The 18,936-nt window shown below is 53.3% G+C and carries 13 protein-coding genes and 2 pseudogenes; 4 read left to right on the forward strand and 11 right to left on the reverse strand.

Translation table 11 applies throughout. The features are described 5' to 3' along the window. Positions 1-5: 5 nt before the first annotated feature. Positions 6-596 (reverse strand): annotated as a pseudogene (locus ACODTO_RS26460) (DMT family transporter); the annotation flags it as partial. Between the two features lie 58 nt (positions 597-654). Between ACODTO_RS26460 and ACODTO_RS26465 the strand changes: the two are divergent. Together ACODTO_RS26465 and ACODTO_RS26470 are read left to right on the forward strand one after the other, a co-directional pair. Next, the gene (locus tag ACODTO_RS26465) at positions 655-2,283 is read left to right on the forward strand and encodes a recombinase family protein (RefSeq protein WP_489107287.1); all 1,629 of its coding nucleotides are present in this window, start codon (positions 655-657) and stop codon (positions 2,281-2,283) included. Positions 2,284-2,389: 106 nt separating this feature from the next. Next, on the forward strand, positions 2,390-3,004 hold the full coding sequence (locus ACODTO_RS26470) for a hypothetical protein (RefSeq protein ID WP_489107288.1): 615 nt from the start codon (positions 2,390-2,392) through the stop codon (positions 3,002-3,004). Positions 3,005-3,061: 57 nt separating this feature from the next. On the opposite strand, the gene ACODTO_RS26475 is transcribed toward ACODTO_RS26470, so the two are convergent. From ACODTO_RS26475 to ACODTO_RS26520, 10 genes and pseudogenes are all read right to left on the reverse strand, one after another. Beyond that, positions 3,062-3,484, reverse strand: a complete 423-nt coding sequence (locus ACODTO_RS26475; RefSeq protein ID WP_489107289.1) for a hypothetical protein — start codon at positions 3,482-3,484, stop codon at positions 3,062-3,064. A gap of 528 nt (positions 3,485-4,012) precedes the next feature. Continuing rightward, a complete protein-coding gene (locus ACODTO_RS26480) occupies positions 4,013-4,720 on the reverse strand; it encodes a recombinase family protein (RefSeq protein ID WP_489107290.1) in 708 nt (235 codons plus the stop codon). A gap of 1,229 nt (positions 4,721-5,949) precedes the next feature. Continuing rightward, on the reverse strand, positions 5,950-7,170 hold the full coding sequence (locus tag ACODTO_RS26485) for a hypothetical protein (RefSeq protein ID WP_489107291.1): 1,221 nt from the start codon (positions 7,168-7,170) through the stop codon (positions 5,950-5,952). Between the two features lie 340 nt (positions 7,171-7,510). Further along, positions 7,511-7,756: a hypothetical protein gene (locus tag ACODTO_RS26490; protein ID WP_489107292.1), complete on the reverse strand. Its 246-nt coding sequence runs from the start codon at positions 7,754-7,756 to the stop codon at positions 7,511-7,513. Then, positions 7,756-8,049, reverse strand: coding sequence for a hypothetical protein (locus ACODTO_RS26495; protein WP_489107293.1), 294 nt, complete (start codon positions 8,047-8,049; stop codon positions 7,756-7,758). Before ACODTO_RS26495 ends, ACODTO_RS26490 begins: the two co-directional genes overlap by 1 nt. Before the next feature lie 65 nt (positions 8,050-8,114). After that, complete coding sequence (locus ACODTO_RS26500; protein ID WP_489107294.1) at positions 8,115-10,334, reverse strand: hypothetical protein; 2,220 nt, start codon at positions 10,332-10,334, stop codon at positions 8,115-8,117. Then, positions 10,331-10,774 carry a hypothetical protein gene (locus ACODTO_RS26505; RefSeq protein WP_489107295.1) on the reverse strand — a complete coding sequence of 148 codons (444 nt, stop codon included), beginning with the start codon at positions 10,772-10,774 and terminating at the stop codon, positions 10,331-10,333. Before ACODTO_RS26505 ends, ACODTO_RS26500 begins: the two co-directional genes overlap by 4 nt. A gap of 91 nt (positions 10,775-10,865) precedes the next feature. Beyond that, complete coding sequence (locus ACODTO_RS26510) at positions 10,866-11,480, reverse strand: hypothetical protein (protein WP_489107296.1); 615 nt, start codon at positions 11,478-11,480, stop codon at positions 10,866-10,868. A gap of 101 nt (positions 11,481-11,581) precedes the next feature. Beyond that, positions 11,582-11,800: a hypothetical protein gene (locus ACODTO_RS26515; protein ID WP_489107297.1), complete on the reverse strand. Its 219-nt coding sequence runs from the start codon at positions 11,798-11,800 to the stop codon at positions 11,582-11,584. Between the two features lie 788 nt (positions 11,801-12,588). Further along, positions 12,589-12,912, reverse strand: a pseudogene (locus ACODTO_RS26520) (EamA family transporter); the annotation flags it as partial. A gap of 129 nt (positions 12,913-13,041) precedes the next feature. Here ACODTO_RS26520 and aceK point away from each other — a divergent pair. Continuing rightward, a complete protein-coding gene (aceK, locus tag ACODTO_RS26525; protein WP_489107298.1) occupies positions 13,042-14,763 on the forward strand; it encodes a bifunctional isocitrate dehydrogenase kinase/phosphatase in 1,722 nt (573 codons plus the stop codon). A gap of 173 nt (positions 14,764-14,936) precedes the next feature. After that, on the forward strand, positions 14,937-18,848 hold the full coding sequence (hrpA, locus tag ACODTO_RS26530) for an ATP-dependent RNA helicase HrpA (RefSeq protein WP_489107299.1): 3,912 nt from the start codon (positions 14,937-14,939) through the stop codon (positions 18,846-18,848). Positions 18,849-18,936: the final 88 nt, after the last annotated feature.

An 18,936-nucleotide genomic window follows, 5' to 3' on the forward strand; every position in this document is an offset into this window, starting at 1 on the left:
ATGCGCTAGCGGGCAGACACCTCGACCGGCTTCAACACCAGCCACAATGCTGCCGCAATCAGCACCCCGCCATACAGATGCGCCATCCCCAACGGCTCATCCAGCAACAACGCCCCCCACAGCACGCCGAATGGCGGGATCAGGAAGGTAACGGTCATGGATTTGACCGGCCCGATGGCGCTGAGCAACCGGAAATAAAGGATGTACGCCAGCGCGGTGCACACCAGCCCCAACCCCAGCAGTGACAGCCAGACGCTCCAGCCACCCCAGCTGGCCGGGGGTTGGCTGATGACGCTGTAACCGAACAGCGGCAGCAGGAACACCGTGGCGCCGAACATGCTCCCCAGGGCTGAGAGACGGCTGTCCAACCCGCCTTGATGATCGAGCCAGCGCCGGGTGAGGAATCCGGCGAAGCCATAACAGGTGGTGGCCATCAGGCAGGCGAGGGCGCCCATCAGCAGTTGCAGGTCGAAGGCTACCGGGCCGGCGCGGGTCAGGATGCCGACGCCGAGCAGCCCGAGGAACACGCCGCTGACCTTGGCGACCGTGAGTTGCTCACTGAAGAACAGCCCCCCGATCAACACCCCCATCAGAGGGATGATATATGCAGTGTTATGATGGAGTCTAAAGCCTCTTTCCAAGCCTTGGTGCCTTATGCCTACAGCCTTTAGCTACGTTCGATTCTCCAGTGACCAGCAGAAGCATGGCGCCAGCTTGGCACGTCAGGAAGACATGGTGGGCAAGTGGCTTGTAGACCATCCAGATTATCAACGAAGCACTCAGCGTTTTGAGGATTTGGGGATTAGCGGCTACAAAGGCAAGCACTTGGATAACGCCTTTGGGCGGTTGAGGGCTGCCATCGAATCTGGCGTTATCAAAGCGGGTGACTGCGTTCTGATTGAGGCAATCGACCGGGCAGGGCGTCTTGCACCTTCGATCATGCTCAACCTGTTAACCGAGATTGTGAACGCTGGTGTGTCTCTGGTCAGTCTGGATGACGGGATTGTTTACGACAGCGATCCGGCCAGGAGTAACAATCTGTTCTTGCTCGTTGCCAAGGTGCAGCAGGCACACCAGTACAGCGATGCTCTCAGCAGACGGGTGAAGGATGCATACAAACGTAAGCGTGAGAATGCAGCCAAGGGCAAGTTTACAGAACGTCGCACACCGCTATGGCTGGAGAACACTGGTGCAGAGGTGAAGCTTGTTGAGGATGTTGCACCGTTCATTGTCCAAATCTTTCAGGACTACGCTGACGGAATTGGAGAGCGCCGTATCCTTGCACGTATCAGGGGCCAACATCCTCTCCTAGAGAATCTGAACCCAACCACCATCAAGAAATGGTTGAAGAACCCCACAGCTATTGGACGTTGGCAGCCTTGGCCTGTTGATGGTGTAGAGCAGGCGCCGATTGAAGAAGTGTATCCGGCTGTTGTGTCCAAGGAGCTTTGGTACAGGGTGCAAAAGAGGTTGGCTGATGGATCAAAGATCAAGAGTGCGTCAAAGGTGTATCTGCTTTCAGGACTGGTGAAGTGTGGTCGCTGTGGTAGGAATTTTGGTGTTGTAGATACAAAGCGTTCTCCTGCTGTGATGTTGTGCATGGGGCGTCACAGGCTGGGTGATGCTGGGTGTTCTAACAGTCGTTCCATTCCATACCATGTCCTTGATTTCATCCGTGGTATGACAATGCAATCAGCACTGTTACGTGCGACAGCAAGTCAGAAGCTGACGATTGGTGAAAAGCGTTTGATTGAGATTGAAGGTGAGCTAACAGAGTTGCATAAACAGTCTGGACACCTAGCAGACTCTCTTGCAGAGTTTGGAATGTTGCCACCAATCAGGGCCAAGCTTGAAAAGGTGATGGACTCTATCAAGAAGCTTGAGCAGGAGCAGACGTTCCTGAATGTGACTCCAAGTCAATCGACTATGGCCGATATGGTGGATATGGAAAACATCCTGATGGATGATGACCAACAGAGACTGAACGCACTGTTGCAAGGTGTTGGCTATGCCATCGTTTGTGATGACACTACAATCACTGTAGATGAAGAGCATTTGCAATCTGGTGGTGTACGTCAGGTTTACGAGTACAAGGGGTCACACCGTCCCACAGAGACTTACAGGCTTCTTGAGAACGGGGTGGAGTATCAGCTTGATATGCCAAACTCTAAGCGTGTCGCTGCTCTAGAAGCTGAGTTTGAGAACACGCCAATCACCCAAGAACTGAAATGGAATGGCGAAGCGTTTGTTGATGTTGCAACCGGCCTTCCTGTTGACGTGTGACTCTGCACACACAAAATGGCTGTAACCATTGTAATATAAGGCTTAGGGGCGGATCGGTCGGAGTAAAACCTCTCCTAGAGCAGCGTTGTACACTTGGAGTAGCAGAATGAAGGTATGGAAAGAGTTTGTTGCACTGGTTGGGATGCTGGGGAGTGGGGCTGCTATGGCAGATGGTAATCTAGTGATAGTGCTAGAGCATGCTGCTAAGGTTGCTGAAAAGGTTCCAGATTCAAGCACGCTCGTCACAGTGATTGTAAGTATTGCTGCTGTAATGATTAGCAGCGCTACGTTTGTCATTGGTTACATGCAAATGAAGATAGCGAGTGCCAAGGTTAAGCTGGACTTGTACAATAAGCGATTCGGCGTCTATCTAGCAGCGCTTGAGTATTATCAAGATATACACTCTGAAGTAAAAGAGACGTTGAAGTTGAAGGCTGTGAAGTTCGTGCATGCTTACAGAGAGTCGAAGTTTCTATTTGATAAGGAAAGTGGGATTTACGAGATATTAGGGAAGATTCAAAAGGAAGGTGCCGTTGTCAGGCAACATGAGGAATACAGGAAAAACCCTATTCCTAACCCCAGCCCTAATAAAGAATCCGATTTGGGGTGGAAACTACACACTAACTCTCTGGAGGCACACACAGAAATGGGAAAGGATATCCTTGAACTGGAAGAAAAGCTCAAAGACTACCTCAGCTTCAATAATGTCAGAGGTTGGTAATTCTTCAGGTAAGAATAAAGCCCGCTCAAGGCGGGCTCTTTCGTCATTGCTGACAACTCACTGATTGTTCTTTTGCAGCCCTGCCAGTGAGGTTACGTCACTTTCTCGCACTGGGTTCTGCTTTATAAAATCTGCTAACTCTTGCTCTGCTGCTGCAAGCTCATCCTGCAACGTTATCATTGCACGCTTTATGCGGCTCACTTCACCAGTCAGGCTTTGCAGGTATTCTGTCTTAACCTGTTCAAACTCCTGCTTCTTAGCCTTGAAGTCAGTTGGTGCAGCTTTGGCAGCAGGCGTCTTGGTGGTCTTTGCTTTAACACCTTCACCAGCAATATCAAGCCATCCTTTCAGCGTTTGGTAAGCTGGTTTGTGCTCACGTTCCTTACAGAATGTGGTGATGGGTTTGCCTGACTGTTTGTAATCAGCAATGATGGCTTCAATCTGTTCGTTGGTGTAGGTCTTGCTTTTGAAATCTGTCATTTCAATCTCTCCTGATTCTGTTGTGGTGGTGTGTTGCGACGGAGAGGATGCTACAACATTCTACTAGAATAATGCTAGAACATTTTGCACGGGTTAGCTTGCGATCCAATCTAGTGGGGTGGTGACGTGCACACAGAATTCTACACTTTTTGGGAGGGTGTGCTTGGCTGGAGGCCACACGCTGTACGGGTTTCAGCTTGAAGATGGTACGCTTAAAAGGGGTTAAAAAGGTAGAGCAGATATGGGGTGATTTCTGCACCATTTCCAAATCCGCCGTCAGACAGGAATGACAATTCAGGGTGCGAGCAGGTGTGTACGCTGAAAAATAAGACAGGGGCGTTTTCTGCACGGAAACCAATTTTCCGCCAAAATTTTCAGCCTCATGTCTTATGAGTTTGGTTTTTCGACCTGAAATATAAGCTGGGGAAGGGGGTTTGCGAGTGCTACTCAATGGCGAACAGCGGGCCAAATAGAAAGTGTCCAAGCGGAACCACAAATAAGAGATGGCCTCTGTAAGCCCCTAAAGGCTCAGAAGGAGACGTTGAGAGCGATCATCAGGCGGCGTACTGCTGTCGGTGTGAACTCGCTCCCACGGGCTGTACGCAAGCCCTTAGCGTTGAGGCAAGCAGCTACTGACTGAAGCGTGTTGATCTTGTCATGCAGGCAAGCCTTCAGGTGTGGCTCTAGGGCTGCTTGATATGTGTTGATGTTCGCCATCCTCTGGCTATTGGCGACAGTGATGTCAGCTACTGCACGTCCCTTTGCCAGTGCATCAGAACGATTCTTCACCTTCTGCACTGCTACAGCATCACCAGTATCAGCACGGCTCTGAAGGGCTGCCAGAGCCTCACGGGTACGGCCTGAAATGAACTCCCGTTCTTGTTGGGCCAGGGCTGCGTACAGGTGCAGTTCGAATGTCTGTGCTTGGGGCATGGTTGCCACTTTGAACTTGGTGGTCTTCATCAAACCTGCAATGTGATGAACATCACGGCTCAAACGGTCAAGCTTTGCCACTACCAACTGTGCGTCTTGCTCCTTGCACAGTGCCAAGGCTTTTGCACCTTCTGGACGGTCTTCAATGGCGAGCTTGCCAGATGCCACGTCTACGAACTCACCAATGATGTTCCAGCCATTCTGTTGGGCTGCACGTTGGATGTACTCCTGTTGAGCTTCCAGACCCAAACCAGAATCGCCTTGGCCTTTGGTAGAGACTCGAATGTACGCGACAACTTTCATGCTGCACCTCCGTTGTGTGTGAGGGCAGTTTAAAGGTCGAAACGTAAAATTGTCAATTGGGAGAACGACCGTTACAGCAAATGACATCTGCCAGTCCAGCCAAATGACAAATGGAAAATGTCAGTACAGGAGGTTGGGATTTTTGGATTTGTCATTGTCAGAAATCTGGAATGACCGTTGGTCGCCTTCGATCAGGTTTCAACTGGAATGTCTTGCACGGGTCGGTGATTTCTGGGTGTCCGGGTGGGGCTGATTGCCATTTTTCTCAATTTTTCCATTTCCGCGACGGCGAGAGAAAAAGCATCGCGCTTGGTAGATAAGCTAAAGCTCACGGGTACATTGGAGAGAGAGCGCGGTAAAACGGGTTATTCGCCACGTTCAAGGGCTTCTGATCGGCTGAGGGCCAATGAAATCAGGGGGTACACGAGATTGGCTAACGCCAGAACACGTATGGCTGTATGGGTATACAGTGGTTTATGCTAGGTTAATTGATCGTTTTTTGATCAATTTGATTCCGACGCATTAATACATACGGGAGGATTTTTGATTCGGACGCATTAATACATACGGGAGGATTTTTGATTCGGACGCACTATACAAAGAGGACACGTCATCCACGAGTGGAACGAGTCACCATTGGCCAAGGGCCAGGAATTCGATTGTGACGCATTATGAGGAGAGAAGGGCGGTTCCATTTGCGTTGCATAATATAGACAGGATGGTTTTGAATGTTTCGCATTATGAAGAGAGCATCGCTGACAGGGAGAACAATCCTGAACGTACGTTCAGATGGGTACGCTTTGACCGTAGGTCAGGATGTAACACAATTTGAAGAGCAAGCCTGATAAAAACAAAATCAACAATACCAACCTTCAGAACTGACGTTCTTGGAGAGGTGTACAACCGACAACGTACGTTGTCACTGTTACTATTCTTGGAGGTTGGATTGATTGTTGTTTGTTAATTTATAAAAACCCTACGAGAGAGAACATTCCGCATCCTGCTGTCCGTGCATAACCTTGGCTGAAGGCCGGGGCTGGCTCAGACTGTGAACGACGTTCACGGGAATACACTTGATATCTGCACACTGAAAAGGGCTGAAGCCCTTTAAAAACGTGGCCTACAGGCAATGCAGTCGGCGTAGAACGTCTCCTACTGGCAGGTGCGAACAATGTGCTGTCACCAACGGAAAAGCCCCATCCAGCACGGGGCCAGATAGGGCTTCAGGGTTAGAACGGTGGTGCGTAAAACGGATCAACGTTGCTCATGTCCATTGCCCCAGGTCGAACGAGTGACAGAGATTCAACTAGGACTGCTGCACGGCTACCAAAGCCCACAGACGCCTTGAAGGCAGCCAAAGACGTGATAACAACTTGATCCTCATGATCTTGGAGGAAGTATCGTTGAGTCTCAGGGTTCGTGATGACGTGTCGTTTGCCGGGAGCGTAATTCATCATGAACAGCTGGGTGTTCTCAGCAATCACCATTTCCAGCGTATCGGCCATAACAGCAATCGACTTACCGTGCAGCACGTCGAATAACATCTGTGCATGGTGCAGGGTAAACAGACTGGAGGATTCTGTCTGAGTGGCGAGAGCTTCAGTCAGGGCGTAAGCGTAAACTTCAAGTTCTGGACGGTAGGCGCTTAGGCGGGTCAACTCTTGGGAGAACACAACTTCAGGGCGTGAAGCAGGAGAGGCGAAGTACTCACCAGCTTCTTCACCGAGCATCATGGCCTTAACGTGCTGAAGCTCCTTGGTGTTCATTCCATCCACTTTGCTGATATCTGGAATAGCTGCTACGTGGTCAGGGTTGGAAGAGTCGTAACGATCAAGAATCCATTCTGTAAGCTGGCTACGCTGGGCTGGTTTGATCTTGCACGCCTTTATGGTCGCTAGGACAACGTCCTTTCCAAGGTACTTCAGAACGCGGGCTACAACTTCAGATTCCTTTTCCAGTCTCTTATCGACATTGTGCTTTGAATCCAGTGTCAGACGATGGATGGATTTACCGTATCCGTAATACTTGGTGCTGTGAGCACGGTTGAGAGCTTTGGGGGTGGATACAAGGTTCTCAGCGTGCAGCAGACCGATAAAGTCACGTCCCCTAACTGGGGCGATATGAGATAGCTCGTACTCGTTACGATCACCGTAGCCGTTGTAACGCATGTTCAACTTGTACAGGGTGTGGAGTGCTGAAAGCGACTCAACAGTATGGCCGCGTAGAATCTCAAGCGTTCCAGCACGCTGACACTCACGAGCAAGATAATAGAAGAAGGCGGTCTTCAAAGCCCTCTCCATTGGGTCTTTTTTCACTCTCTTGTTAGCGGTTTTGTCTTTGCAAGTGCGGCTGCAATAGATGGCGGTTTTCACAGATGGTCTGAATCGCTTTTTGCAGTCTACATTTTTACAAGTCTTTTGTTTAACGGCTGCTGTGGTGTTTGATGTCATTAGTTGTAGCTCCTGTCAGGATTGCTGGATTGGTGTTTTGTTCGTTGTAAGCTTTGCGGCAAGAGCTGGAGCAAAATGCTGAAGCCCTAGCTTTTACATAAACGTGGCCGCAATTACGGCAAGTACAAGTTTTCATTGTGTTACTCCTGTTAGACGTAGTAGTTTTTCTTGACGTATCTTTTAAACTCTTCTTCATCAACGCCATTCTGCACAGCCCAGACAAGGTATCTAACCAATGCTGGATTCAGATATGGAACAGATGGGTTCCACCAATCAGAGAGATACTGATATGCACCATTAGAAATCGGTTCTTGTCTTTCAATAAGTTCGTAAGGAAGTCTCATTGCCAGCGAGCCTCTTTGCGGTATTGTTCAACATGCTTGTCTTTACGGCGTTTACGTCTCTTGGGCTCTACGTCTTCAACTACAGGAATATCCCACTCAGGAAAACGATCCTGTGCTAAATCTGGATATTCTTGTGGGGGTTGGTCTTGCAGATTTGGCGTAGCGGCGGGGTTTAAAGCAGGGGGTGTATCTGGTTTTTTACGGAGTGTCAGAACTGGCTTTCGTTGTGTTGCTTGTTCCATTAGTTTTCCTTGTAGAGTGGCCCTAGTTCCTGCTCACATTCGTTCTTGTCAAATTGTGATAGGCAGATGATTCGGGTTAGTAGTTTTGTGGTTTTGGTAACATCAGAGATTGCAGCTACCATGTTGGCTTGCTTCTCTAGGATGCGACTATCGGTATAATGTTTAGCGTCTTCTAGCACTTGCATGTCATTTCTACGCATTTCGCTATAGCTGTTAACCGAGTAACCAAGCATCAGTATTAAAGCCAGTATCAAAGCTCCTATAAGAGCCTTTAAGGCTGTTCTATTGGTCATGTCGGTGTTTCCTGTAAGGTTGTTAATTAGAATGCCTCAGAGCCTCTATGAGAGGCTCCTAGCGGTTACTGGTGCTCTGCCTGTAGTGCTCTTGCTTGACCAAATGCGTTGTTAATAGCTTCTTTAGCAATTCCGGGCATTTGCATTGTGAGTGCAGCAGTTTGTTCTCCAAGTTTTAATGTAACTGCATCCATAATCTTGGCTCTGTCTTCATCTGTGGCGCTACCGTGAAGTTCAATATGGATGTTGGAGCCTTCTACCGTTACTGGAGCGTTAATCTGTGTTCCAGCAGAAGCACCGGATACAATGGCGCCAGACATAGGAGAGATAGAAGAGGATTCGTACCTGTTGTAAAACCCTGCCATCTGTTTGATGGTGTCTGCACTGAATTGGAACTGTGGCACTACTCCCGGCATTACTCCCGATTGTTGCCCTAGAGTGTCAGGGGCCAGGTTTTTTGCCTGTTGCTTGTAACTGTCTCGATTGTCCTTGACGTTGAATAGCAAGTTCCACAAACCACCAATAGGGCCACCTTGATGTTGAGAGTTGGCATCAACATTGGAATAGTCGTGTGTGCCAACCATGCCTAGAGAGACTGGCATGTCTGCCGTTGTCATTCGTTCCTGCGTCTTCTGCTGGTCGCTTTTCCCGCTTCCATCAGGATTCTTATCAGCCGCCATACGAAGCATGGAAGTAGCAAGTTTGGTTAGACCAAGGTCAAAGGATGCAAGAGTTTGTTTCAGTGGCTGGAGTGCCTCATTCAACTCACGCTCAGCTTGGATTCGCTCTTTGATAACACCGGACAGCTCAGCATCAGAGTTGATGTTGTTGGTGCTTAGGTAAGCTTGGTTGTCTGCTCGCTGTTGAGCAGTGGCTACACTGTTGCGGTTACGCTCAAGAGAATCACCATTAGCAGCTACCAGATTTCGCATACCTTCGTCATACCAAGAGAACTTAACACCTTTGCCAGCTTTCAAGTCTTTGTTGTATGCACCCAAGCCCTTCTTGTAATCGGTAATGCCTTTTTCTTCCATGTACTTACGAACAACATACGGCGTTAACATTGGCATCCGGTCGTTAATGATGTTGGCATCAGAAGCAGCACCAGTCCCATCGGCGGCCATCTGGCCAAGTTGTTTGTTCAGCTCTTTGTTGTCTTCCTTGGATGTACCAGCAACGGAGAAGGCTTGTTGACGCACGTTCCAAGTGTCTGTGATTTGATCAAGAGTCTTGCCTGCGGCGGCCATGTTGATTGCAAGTGTTCTGAAGTCTTTGGCTGTGTCAGTGTCGATTGCACCACCGTTATCATTCTGACTCTTAATGAAAGCATCGCGGAATAGCTTCACAATCCCAGGATCTTTACTAATTGACATAAACATGTTGTTGAAGCCTTGAGCCTCTTGAACACCTTCTTGACGCTCATGAATACGATTGTTCAGAGCCCCAATAGCAGCAGTAAGACCACCAACTACAGCACCAAGACCACCAAGGGCGATTAGTCCGCCCATGCCACCAAAACTACCTTGTGAGTTTCGGGAGTTCTGGTTGGCTTGCCATTGCTGTTGACGTTGTTGTGCCCATTGAAAGCGTTGATCTTTCTGGGCTTGGTTAGTGGCCTTGTTGGTTGCGGCCTGTTGCAGGCTTGCCATTTGAACAGTGTGCTTGGCTGCACGTTGCTGAGCTGCTACTTGAGCTTGATTCATCATATGTTGCAGACGTTGAATCTTTGTCATAGAAGCTAAGTGGTTGTCATGGGCTTTCTGAGTTGCTGCACGAGTCTTCTGTGCAATTGCGTCTAGTCGTGCTTGCTTTGTCATAGAAGCCACTACAGCGTTCTGTGAGGCAAGTTGCTGTTTAGTAATGCCAGCGTCACGCATTTTTGTGGCATGAGCCTTGGCGGCGATTACAGCGGCTTCACGTTGCGACTTAAGAAGGTCAGACACAATGCCAGCTTGCTTCTCTGTACCAACATACTTCAACTTCTGCTGTGACAGTTCAGCAGCGAGAGTTGTTCGTTGTTGGTTGCCCAATGCTGCTTCAGCCCTGAACTGTCGTTTCAATGCGTTATCAAGTTTGGCTTTTGCTTTCTCTGCATCGCTAACATCAACCTTTAGCTTGAGTCCCTTAGTCATCTGATTGGCAATCTTTGTGTAGTCTGCTCCAAACTTCGCCATCTGCTGTGAGGCGTTTCTTAGCATCGTTTGGAAATGTCGCAAACCTGCTGTATCTACGTTGAACTTGAGCGTACCAACTAGTTTTGCAATTTCTTCAGTATGGGCTGTCATTTGTTAACTCCTGTAATTGCTCGCTGATGCTTGCGGATTGCACTACCACCGAATGTGCGTTTGTTTGGGAATGGTGTGTGAATAACGTCAGTGTGACTTTCTGCCATACCATTCAAAGTCTTTGTCAGGGTCTTTACACTGCTGCCAATGTACAGTGGTGATGCAGATGTGATGTAGTTGCGTTCTGTTGCCATTCTGTAAAATTCTTCAATGCTCCGACGTACAATCAAATCAGCACTTAGAGTTACAACGTAGCCTTGTGGGGTTGCAAACCAGAACAAGTGATAGTCGGGAATGTAGCCCAAACGTTGTTGAAAGAATCGTCGAAGGTAACGAGTGAAATTTATAATGTTGGTTGGAGTTACAAGGAACACACTGAAATGCGTCCCTGTATCCTTCATTGCTGTTAGGTGCAGCTTCAGTGTGTCTTTGTTAAGCACGTGTTTATAGCTCCATAATCGGATATACCTTGTTAGGCTGGAATTGGTTGTGTGTAGGTTGTAACTAAAGGGCGTGTTGCACGCCTCTACATCACTTAGCAGCTTTCTTGGCAGGCTTGATAGCAGCTTGAATACGTTGGCCGCGTTCAGAAAGTGCAGCATTAATACGAGCTTGCTTTTCTGCTTCAGCTTGTGCTTGAAGTTCCGCTTTGATTTCAGCGTCAACTTGAGCTGTGACTTCCGCTAGGATACGTTGTTCTTCTGCAAGTGCTGCTGCTTCACAGTCTGTCTTATACTTCGACTCTACTTCTGCCAAGATTTTCTGAAGGTCATCACATTGGTATTGCACACCTTCAATGCGAATTTCTCTAGATTTCTCATTTCCATCTTCATCTAGATACTTTTCAATCTGTGGAGCTTCGGGCTTCCACATGTGGAACTGTACGCTACCAGTAGTATTGAGTGGGAAAGTTCCATTTGGGTGATAGGTGTAGCCCTTGGAGGCGTATTCGATGTAGGTTGCAATCAGCTCTGTTTGATATACAACGGGAATAACTACCTCAGCACCTACCACCATCCTGCCAATTGCACGGGCTGTTTTCGGGCATGTATCTGCATAGGCGTCATAACCGTGTGTGCTGTTTTTGTACTTGATAACAGCTTGTTCTTTCAGTTGCTCTAGGGTTGCGTTGTTGAATGTTGTCATTGTAAATCTCCTGTTAAAGTGTGTTGTAGTATTCAGTTGCTGCGAGTGTGAGCAGGGCCAGGGATGTGCTGGAACTTATCATCCAGATAAACAGCTCCATTTCAGATGGCTCCTGCAAGAAAACGGTTGGCGGTGTCATCACCAAATGTTGTACGAAGCTTGTCTGCAATACGTTGGCGGTATGCTAGGCGTTTGATGATCATTGCAGCTTTAGCTTCAGAGCATTCAGCACTCTCTAAGGCGGGTTGTTCTACAATGGCCTCTGTTGCTGGCTGGATTGCAATGTTGATGTTGATATTGATGTTCATATTCATTGGCATGGTGTCTCCTGTTATTGAGTTGGCGTATCGGTTTGTTGTTGCTTCTTACGCTGCCTGTACGCTTTGCCCCTGCAAGAGGATGAGCAGTATTCAGCAGTATTCAGATATGTAATGTACTTGGTGCCACAATGGGCACAAACTCTCGTGACCTTCATTTGGCCTCCTAAGTGATTGTGTTGATTATTGATCTACGGGTTGTAACTGGAGTTGTGAGTTGCGAACGCTGGCAGGCTATAGACGTGGAAAAGGGCAGATTTCTTAGGTCTGCCCTTTACGCCACCATGCCTGATGACAACTTTGAATTTTGAGCAGTGACCACAACCGTACTGCGAGACGGCTATTCAATTACCGATGATCCAAGAACCACCAAGGACGGTAATTTGTGTGCATGTATTTCGCACAGCTACATGCTAAAGCTGCGAGGGGTCTTCACCCTGCGAGTATTTAAATTGGAACCAGTAACGAGCAACCTACTGGAGAAGGTCAAGGAAACGTATGAGGGCGTTGCTCTGATGTACCGGGGAGGAAGCCAGTACAACTTGCTAAGGCGGGAATTCTGGAGAGGGCAGTTCTGGAAAATTACGGAAACTTTTCATCCTTCCTTAACTATATTATACACCCGATTTGTCAGATGTCAAGCACAACCTGTGGTATGTAGTCAATATCTTTATATTAATTGATTTTGCGAAGGCTGATAGGGCGTGGCTATGGCGGTTGGTTGAGTATGGATGTAGGCAAGTGGGGCAGATTTCACGTAGCAGCGATTGGATCCAGCTTTTTGCTCATACCAACAATGCCGATCTTTTCGGCGTCGTGGCGTTGAAGATCGCCGAGTAACCGGCTGGAAGGGTCTGGGCCGCCAAGGAATAGAAGGTTGCGGGAATGCCCGAGTTGATCAGGCCCAGCCCCATCGCGACTTTCAGCTTGCCGCGGAAATTCCAGTCGACTCGCATCAGTGCCAGGATCACCACCAACCCGACGAAGGCGATGGAGACACGAAAAAAGGCCGTGGGGATCGTGCCGATGACGGGCGCGATAATGCGCATGAACAGGAAGCTCGCCCCCCAGATGGCGGCCAAGGACAGCAGACGCAGGAGATCGACGAGGTTCACGAGGGAGTCCTTCCATGGTTGGCCGGCAAGTGTCGCCCTCCCTGGGACCAATGGCAATGGTTGCGTTGCCGCGTGATTGGCCTCTAAGCTCAGCCGCTCATGACAAGACCCCCCGTCGAGGTTTTCCCTATGCCGCAGCCATGGCCCGCCAGCGATATCGCCCGCTCGATTCTCGACGGCTTCGACGATTATCGCGAGCATTTCCGGCAGATTACCGACGGTGCCCGTGCCCGGTTCGAGCAGGCCCGATGGCAGGAAGCGCAAGCGGCGTCGGCGGCGCGGATCAATCTGTACGAAGAAAAAGTCTTCGAAACCGTGACCCGGCTGCGCAAGGCCTTCGATGCCGAGGCGCTGATGGATGTGAGCTGCTGGCCGCTGGTGAAAAGTGCCTACATCAGCCTGATCGACCTGCGTTTCGACGATGAGCTGTCCGAGACCTGGTACAACTCGATTTTCTGCGGCCTGTTCAGCCATGACCTGATCAGCGACGGCACCATGTTTATCCACACCACCCGGCCGAGCCTGCGTCGGGCCCGCTCCGCGCAGACCCGTACCTACAAGCCCCAGGGCCAACTGGACCGGATGCTTGCGGACATTTTCGCCGATTACCGGTTCAGTGAAGACTACGCCGACCTGGCGAGCGACCTGCAGCGCCTCGAAGCCCAGCTGCGAGAAAACCTGCCGGATTGGGTCTGCAAGGACCCGGAATTGACCGTGGAGCTGTTTTCATCAGTGCTTTATCGCAACAAGGGCGCCTACCTGGTGGGGCGGATCTACACCCGCGATGATCAGTGGCCGCTGGTGATTCCGCTGTTGCACCGCGAGGGCCGGGGCATCCAGATCGACGCGCTGATCACCGACGAGGCCCAGGTCTCGATCATCTTCTCGTTCACTCGTTCGTATTTCATGGTGGATGTGCCGGTGCCGGCGGAATTCATCGGCTTCCTCAAGCGTATCCTGCCAGGCAAACACGTCGCCGAGCTGTACACCTCCATCGGTTTCTACAAGCACGGCAAGTCCGAATTCTACCGAGCCCTGATCAATCACCTGGCGAACACCGACGACCAGTTCATCATGGCGCCCGGTGTGCGCGGCATGGTCATGAGCGTGTTCACGCTGCCGGGCTTCAACACGGTGTTCAAGATCATCAAGGACCGCTTCTCGCCGTCGAAAAACGTCGACCGCGCCACGGTGATCGAGAAGTACCGGCTAGTGAAAAGTGTCGACCGGGTCGGACGCATGGCCGATACCCAGGAGTTCGCCGATTTCCGCTTTCCCCTGGGCAAGTTCGAACCGGCGTGCCTGGAAGAGTTGCTGGAAGTGGCGCCCTCCACGGTGTCGGTGGAAGGCGATACGGTGCTGATTCGTCACTGCTGGACCGAGCGGCGCATGACACCGCTGAACCTCTACCTGGAAAACGCCAGCGAGGCCCAGGTGCGCGAGGCGCTGGAGGACTATGGCCTGGCCATCAAGCAGTTGGCGGCGGCGAATATCTTCCCTGGCGACATGTTGCTCAAGAACTTCGGCGTGACCCGCCATGGCCGGGTGGTGTTCTACGACTACGACGAGATCTGCTTCCTCACCGAAGCCAACTTCCGACACATCCCCCAGCCGCGCACCCCGGAAGACGAAATGGCCTCCGAACCGTGGTACTCCATCGGTCCGCTGGACGTCTTTCCCGAAGAGTTCCCACCCTTCCTGTTCGCCGACGCCGGGCAGCGCAAGTTGTTCGACCAGATGCACGGCGAGCTGTACAACGCCGACTACTGGAAAGGCCTGCAAGAGGCCATTCGAGCGGGGAAGGTGATTGATGTGTTCCCGTATCGGCGCAAGGACCTGGATAGCGAATAACCTTTGGAGGTTGGGCAACACCTCTGTGGGAGCAAAGCTTGCTCGCGACAGCGGTCCGAAAATTGACATTGATGCAAGCTGACCTCCGTCATCGCGGGCAAGCCTTGCTCCCACATGTGCGCAAATCTGCGACAATCGCCCCCTGCATAAAACCGACGACCCTTGCGTACCCGATGACTGACCAAGCCCCCGCTATCGACAAGCTGCTGAAGAACCTCGACCACGCCATGCTCGCCGACCGTCACCGGTTGCGGCGGCAGTTGCTCGAGCTGCGCAAGAAACCCGATGAGGCCAAGCTGGCCCAGTGGGTGGCGCGCATGCAGGCGTCGTGCGACCAGGTGCTGGCGCGCAAGGCCAGCCTGCCGCTGATTCGCTACGACGACAATCTGCCGATTGCCGCCAAGCGTGACGAAATCAAGGACGCGCTGCTCAAGCACCAGGTGTTGATCATCGCCGGCGAAACCGGCTCGGGCAAAACCACGCAATTGCCGAAGATCTGCCTGGAAATCGGGCGCGGCCAGTATGGCTTGATCGGCCACACCCAACCGCGCCGGATCGCCGCCCGCAGCGTGGCGAGCCGGGTCGCCGAAGAACTGGCCACGCCATTGGGCGCGCTGGTGGGCTACCAGGTGCGGTTCGAGGACCAGAGCGACGCCAACACCCTGATCAAGTTGATGACCGACGGCATCCTGCTGGCCGAGACTCAGAACGACCGCTACCTCGAGCGCTACGACACGATCATCGTCGACGAAGCCCACGAGCGCAGCCTGAACATCGACTTCCTGCTGGGGTATCTCAAGACCCTGCTGCCGCGCCGCCCGGACCTTAAGGTCATCATCACCTCGGCGACCATCGACCTGGAGCGCTTCTCCAAGCACTTCGACGACGCGCCGATCGTGGAAGTCTCGGGCCGCACCTTCCCGGTGGAAACCTGGTACCGCCCGCTGACCCTGGAGCAGGACGAAGAGGGCAACCGCGTCGAGGACGACCTGACCGTCGACCAGGCGATTCTCGCCACCCTCGATGAAATCGCCGCCCATGAGCGCAGCGAGCGCCGCAGCCCTGGCGATGTGCTGGTGTTCCTGCCGGGGGAGCGGGAGATTCGTGACGCGGCGGAAATGCTGCGCAAGGCCCAGCTCAAGCACACCGAGATCTTGCCGTTGTATGCGCGCTTGTCCCCGGCCGAACAACAGCGGATCTTCCAGTCCCACCCGGGCCGTCGTGTGGTGCTGGCGACCAACGTCGCCGAAACCTCGCTCACCGTGCCGGGCATCCGCTACGTGATCGACAGCGGCACCGCGCGTATCAGCCGCTACAGCTATCGCGCCAAGGTCCAGCGCCTGCCCATCGAAGCCATTTCCCAGGCCAGCGCCAACCAGCGCAAGGGGCGTTGCGGGCGGGTCGAGCCGGGGATTTGCGTACGGCTGTACAGCGAAGAAGATTTCCTCGGCCGGCCGGAATTTACCGACCCCGAGATCCTGCGCACCAACCTGGCGGCGGTGATCCTGCAGATGCTCCATCTGCGCCTGGGCGAGATCACTGATTTCCCGTTCATCGAGCCGCCGGATGGCAAGGCCATCAGCGACGGTTTCAACCTGCTGCAAGAATTGTCGGCAGTGGACCGCAACAGCCAACTGACCCCGTTGGGCCGTCAGTTGGCGCGCTTGCCGGTGGACCCGCGCATGGGCCGCATGTTGCTGGAAGCGGCGAAGCTGGGCAGCCTGCAGGAAGTGCTGATTGTCGCCAGCGCCATGTCGATCCAGGATCCGCGAGAGCGTCCGCCCGAACGTCAGCAGGCCGCCGACCAGGCCCACGCCCAGTGGAAGGACTCTGACTCGGACTTCGCCGGGCTGGTCAACCTGTGGCGCGGTTTTGAAGAACAACGCCAGGCCCTGACGGCCAGCCCGTTGCGCAACTGGTGTCGCAAGAACTTCCTCAACTACCTGCGCCTGCGCGAGTGGCGCGACGCTCATCGCCAGTTGAGCCTGATCTGCCGCGACATGCAGTTGAGCCTCAACAAGGACCCGGCCGACTACCCGAAACTGCACAAAGCGGTGCTCTCGGGCCTGTTGAGCCAGATCGGCCAGAAAACCGAAGACGGCGACTACCTGGGCGCCCGCCAACGGCGCTTCTGGGTCCACCCTTCGTCGGGGCTGGGCAAGAAGCGTCCGCAGTGGCTGATGACCGCCGAACTGGTGGAAACCACCAAGCTGTATGCGCGCATGGTCGCCAAGATCGAACCGGACTGGATCGAACCGTTGGCCGGGCACCTGATCAAGAAAAACCACTTCGAACCCCATTGGGAGAAGAAGCGCGGACAGGTGGTGGCGTATGAACAGATCACCCTGTTCGGGCTGATCGTGGTCGGCCGTCGGCCGGTGCATTACGGGCCGGTGGACCCGGTGGTGTCGCGGGAGCTGTTCATCCGCGAAGCCCTGGTGCGTGGCGAGATCCAGTCCAAGGCCAAGTGCCTGGCGGCCAATACCCGATTGCTGGAGCAACTCGACGAGCTGGAAGCCAAGGCCCGGCGCCGCGACATCCTGGCGGACGAGGAAACCCTGTTCGCGTTCTATGACGCACGGTTGCCGGCCGAGATCCACCAGACCGCGACGTTCGACAGTTGGTACCGGATCAACAGCCAGAAAGACCCGCAGTTGTTGATCATGCGCGAAGAGGACGTGTTGGCTCGCGAGGCCAGCGAAGTGACCGCCGCGCACTTCCCCGACACCTTGCGCGTCGGCGACCTGACGTTGCCCCTCAGCTACCACTTCGAACCCAACCATCCCCGCGACGGGGTGACATTGCGGGTGCCGGCGCCGCTGTTGCCGATGCTGCCGCCGGAGCGCCTGGAGTGGCTGGTGCCCGGCATGATCGAGGCCAAGTGCATTGCCCTGGTGCGCAACCTGCCCAAGGCCCTGCGCAAGAACTTCGTGCCGGTGCCAGACTTCGTCAAGGCGGCGCTGCAACGCATTACCTTCGCCGAAGGTTCGTTGCCGCAATCCCTGGGCCGCGAGCTGCTGCGCATGACCGGCGCGCGGGTCAGCGACGAAGCCTGGGCCGAAGCGGCGCAGCAAGTGGAAGGCCACCTGCGCATGAACCTGGAAATCGTCGACGGCCAGGGTAAGTTCCTCGGCGAGGGTCGCGACCTGGCCGAGCTGACAGCGCGTTTTGCCGAAGCCAGCCAGGCTGCCTTGGCCGTGCCGCAAACCGCGAAAAGCCAGGCGCCGGTGGAAGCCAAAGTCTTCGCTCCGGTGGCGGAAAAGACCCAGCAGAAGATCGCCGGGTTGTCGATGACGGTGTATCCGGCGTTGGTGGAGGAGGGCGGTGTGGTCAAGGAAGGGCGTTTCCCGACCCCGGCCGAAGCCGAGTACCAGCATCGCCGGGCCTTGCAACGGTTGTTGATGCAGCAGTTGGCGGAGTCGGCCAAGTTCCTGCGGAGCAAATTGCCGGGGCTGACGGAACTGGGCTTGCTCTACCGCGAACTGGGACGCATCGACAACCTGGTGGAAGACATCCTGCTGGCCAGTCTCGACAGCTGTGTGCTGGAAGGCGAAGCGAACCTGCCCCGTGACGGCGCCGCGCTGGCGTCCCTGGCCGAGCGCAAGCGCGGCGGCTGGACCGAATACGCCGAACGCCTGGCGAAGCTGACCCTGGATATCCTCAAGCTCTGGCATGGTCTGCAAAAGCGCTTCAAAGGCAAGATCGACCTGGCCCAGGCCGTGGCGCTGAACGACATCAAGCAACAGCTCAGTCATCTGGTGTACCCGGGCTTCGTGCGCGAAACCCCGCATCAATGGCTCAAGGAGCTGCCGCGCTACCTCAAGGCGATCGAGCAGCGTTTCGAGAAGCTGAGCAGCCAGGTGCAGAAAGACCGGGTCTGGAGCGGCGAACTGTCGAACCTCTGGGCCCAGTACCAGACCCGCGCCGGCAAACACGCCCAGGAGGGCAAGCGCGATCCGCAACTGGAGCTTTACCGCTGGTGGCTGGAGGAATACCGAGTGTCGCTGTTCGCCCAGCAGTTGGGGACCAAGGTGCCTATTTCGGACAAGCGCCTGGGCAAGCAGTGGGGGCAGGTGGAGCCCTGAGGCAACACCATTGATGCCTGTGGGAGCGAGCCTGCTCGCGATGAGGCAGTGTCAGTCGACATCCCTATCAACTGACAGACCGCTATCG

The organism is Pseudomonas sp. FG13 (assembly GCF_057809755.1).

Coding starts and splice junctions, on each gene's coding strand:
- ACODTO_RS26465 (WP_489107287.1), top strand. CDS start 655: ATGCCTACAGCCTTTAGCTACGTTCGATTCTCCAGTGACCAGCAGAAG.
- ACODTO_RS26470 (WP_489107288.1), top strand. CDS start 2,390: ATGAAGGTATGGAAAGAGTTTGTTGCACTGGTTGGGATGCTGGGGAGT.
- ACODTO_RS26475 (WP_489107289.1), bottom strand. CDS start 3,484: ATGACAGATTTCAAAAGCAAGACCTACACCAACGAACAGATTGAAGCC.
- ACODTO_RS26480 (WP_489107290.1), bottom strand. CDS start 4,720: ATGAAAGTTGTCGCGTACATTCGAGTCTCTACCAAAGGCCAAGGCGAT.
- ACODTO_RS26485 (WP_489107291.1), bottom strand. CDS start 7,170: ATGACATCAAACACCACAGCAGCCGTTAAACAAAAGACTTGTAAAAAT.
- ACODTO_RS26490 (WP_489107292.1), bottom strand. CDS start 7,756: ATGGAACAAGCAACACAACGAAAGCCAGTTCTGACACTCCGTAAAAAA.
- ACODTO_RS26495 (WP_489107293.1), bottom strand. CDS start 8,049: ATGACCAATAGAACAGCCTTAAAGGCTCTTATAGGAGCTTTGATACTG.
- ACODTO_RS26500 (WP_489107294.1), bottom strand. CDS start 10,334: ATGACAGCCCATACTGAAGAAATTGCAAAACTAGTTGGTACGCTCAAG.
- ACODTO_RS26510 (WP_489107296.1), bottom strand. CDS start 11,480: ATGACAACATTCAACAACGCAACCCTAGAGCAACTGAAAGAACAAGCT.
- ACODTO_RS26515 (WP_489107297.1), bottom strand. CDS start 11,800: ATGCCAATGAATATGAACATCAATATCAACATCAACATTGCAATCCAG.
- aceK (WP_489107298.1), top strand. CDS start 13,042: ATGCCGCAGCCATGGCCCGCCAGCGATATCGCCCGCTCGATTCTCGAC.
- hrpA (WP_489107299.1), top strand. CDS start 14,937: ATGACTGACCAAGCCCCCGCTATCGACAAGCTGCTGAAGAACCTCGAC.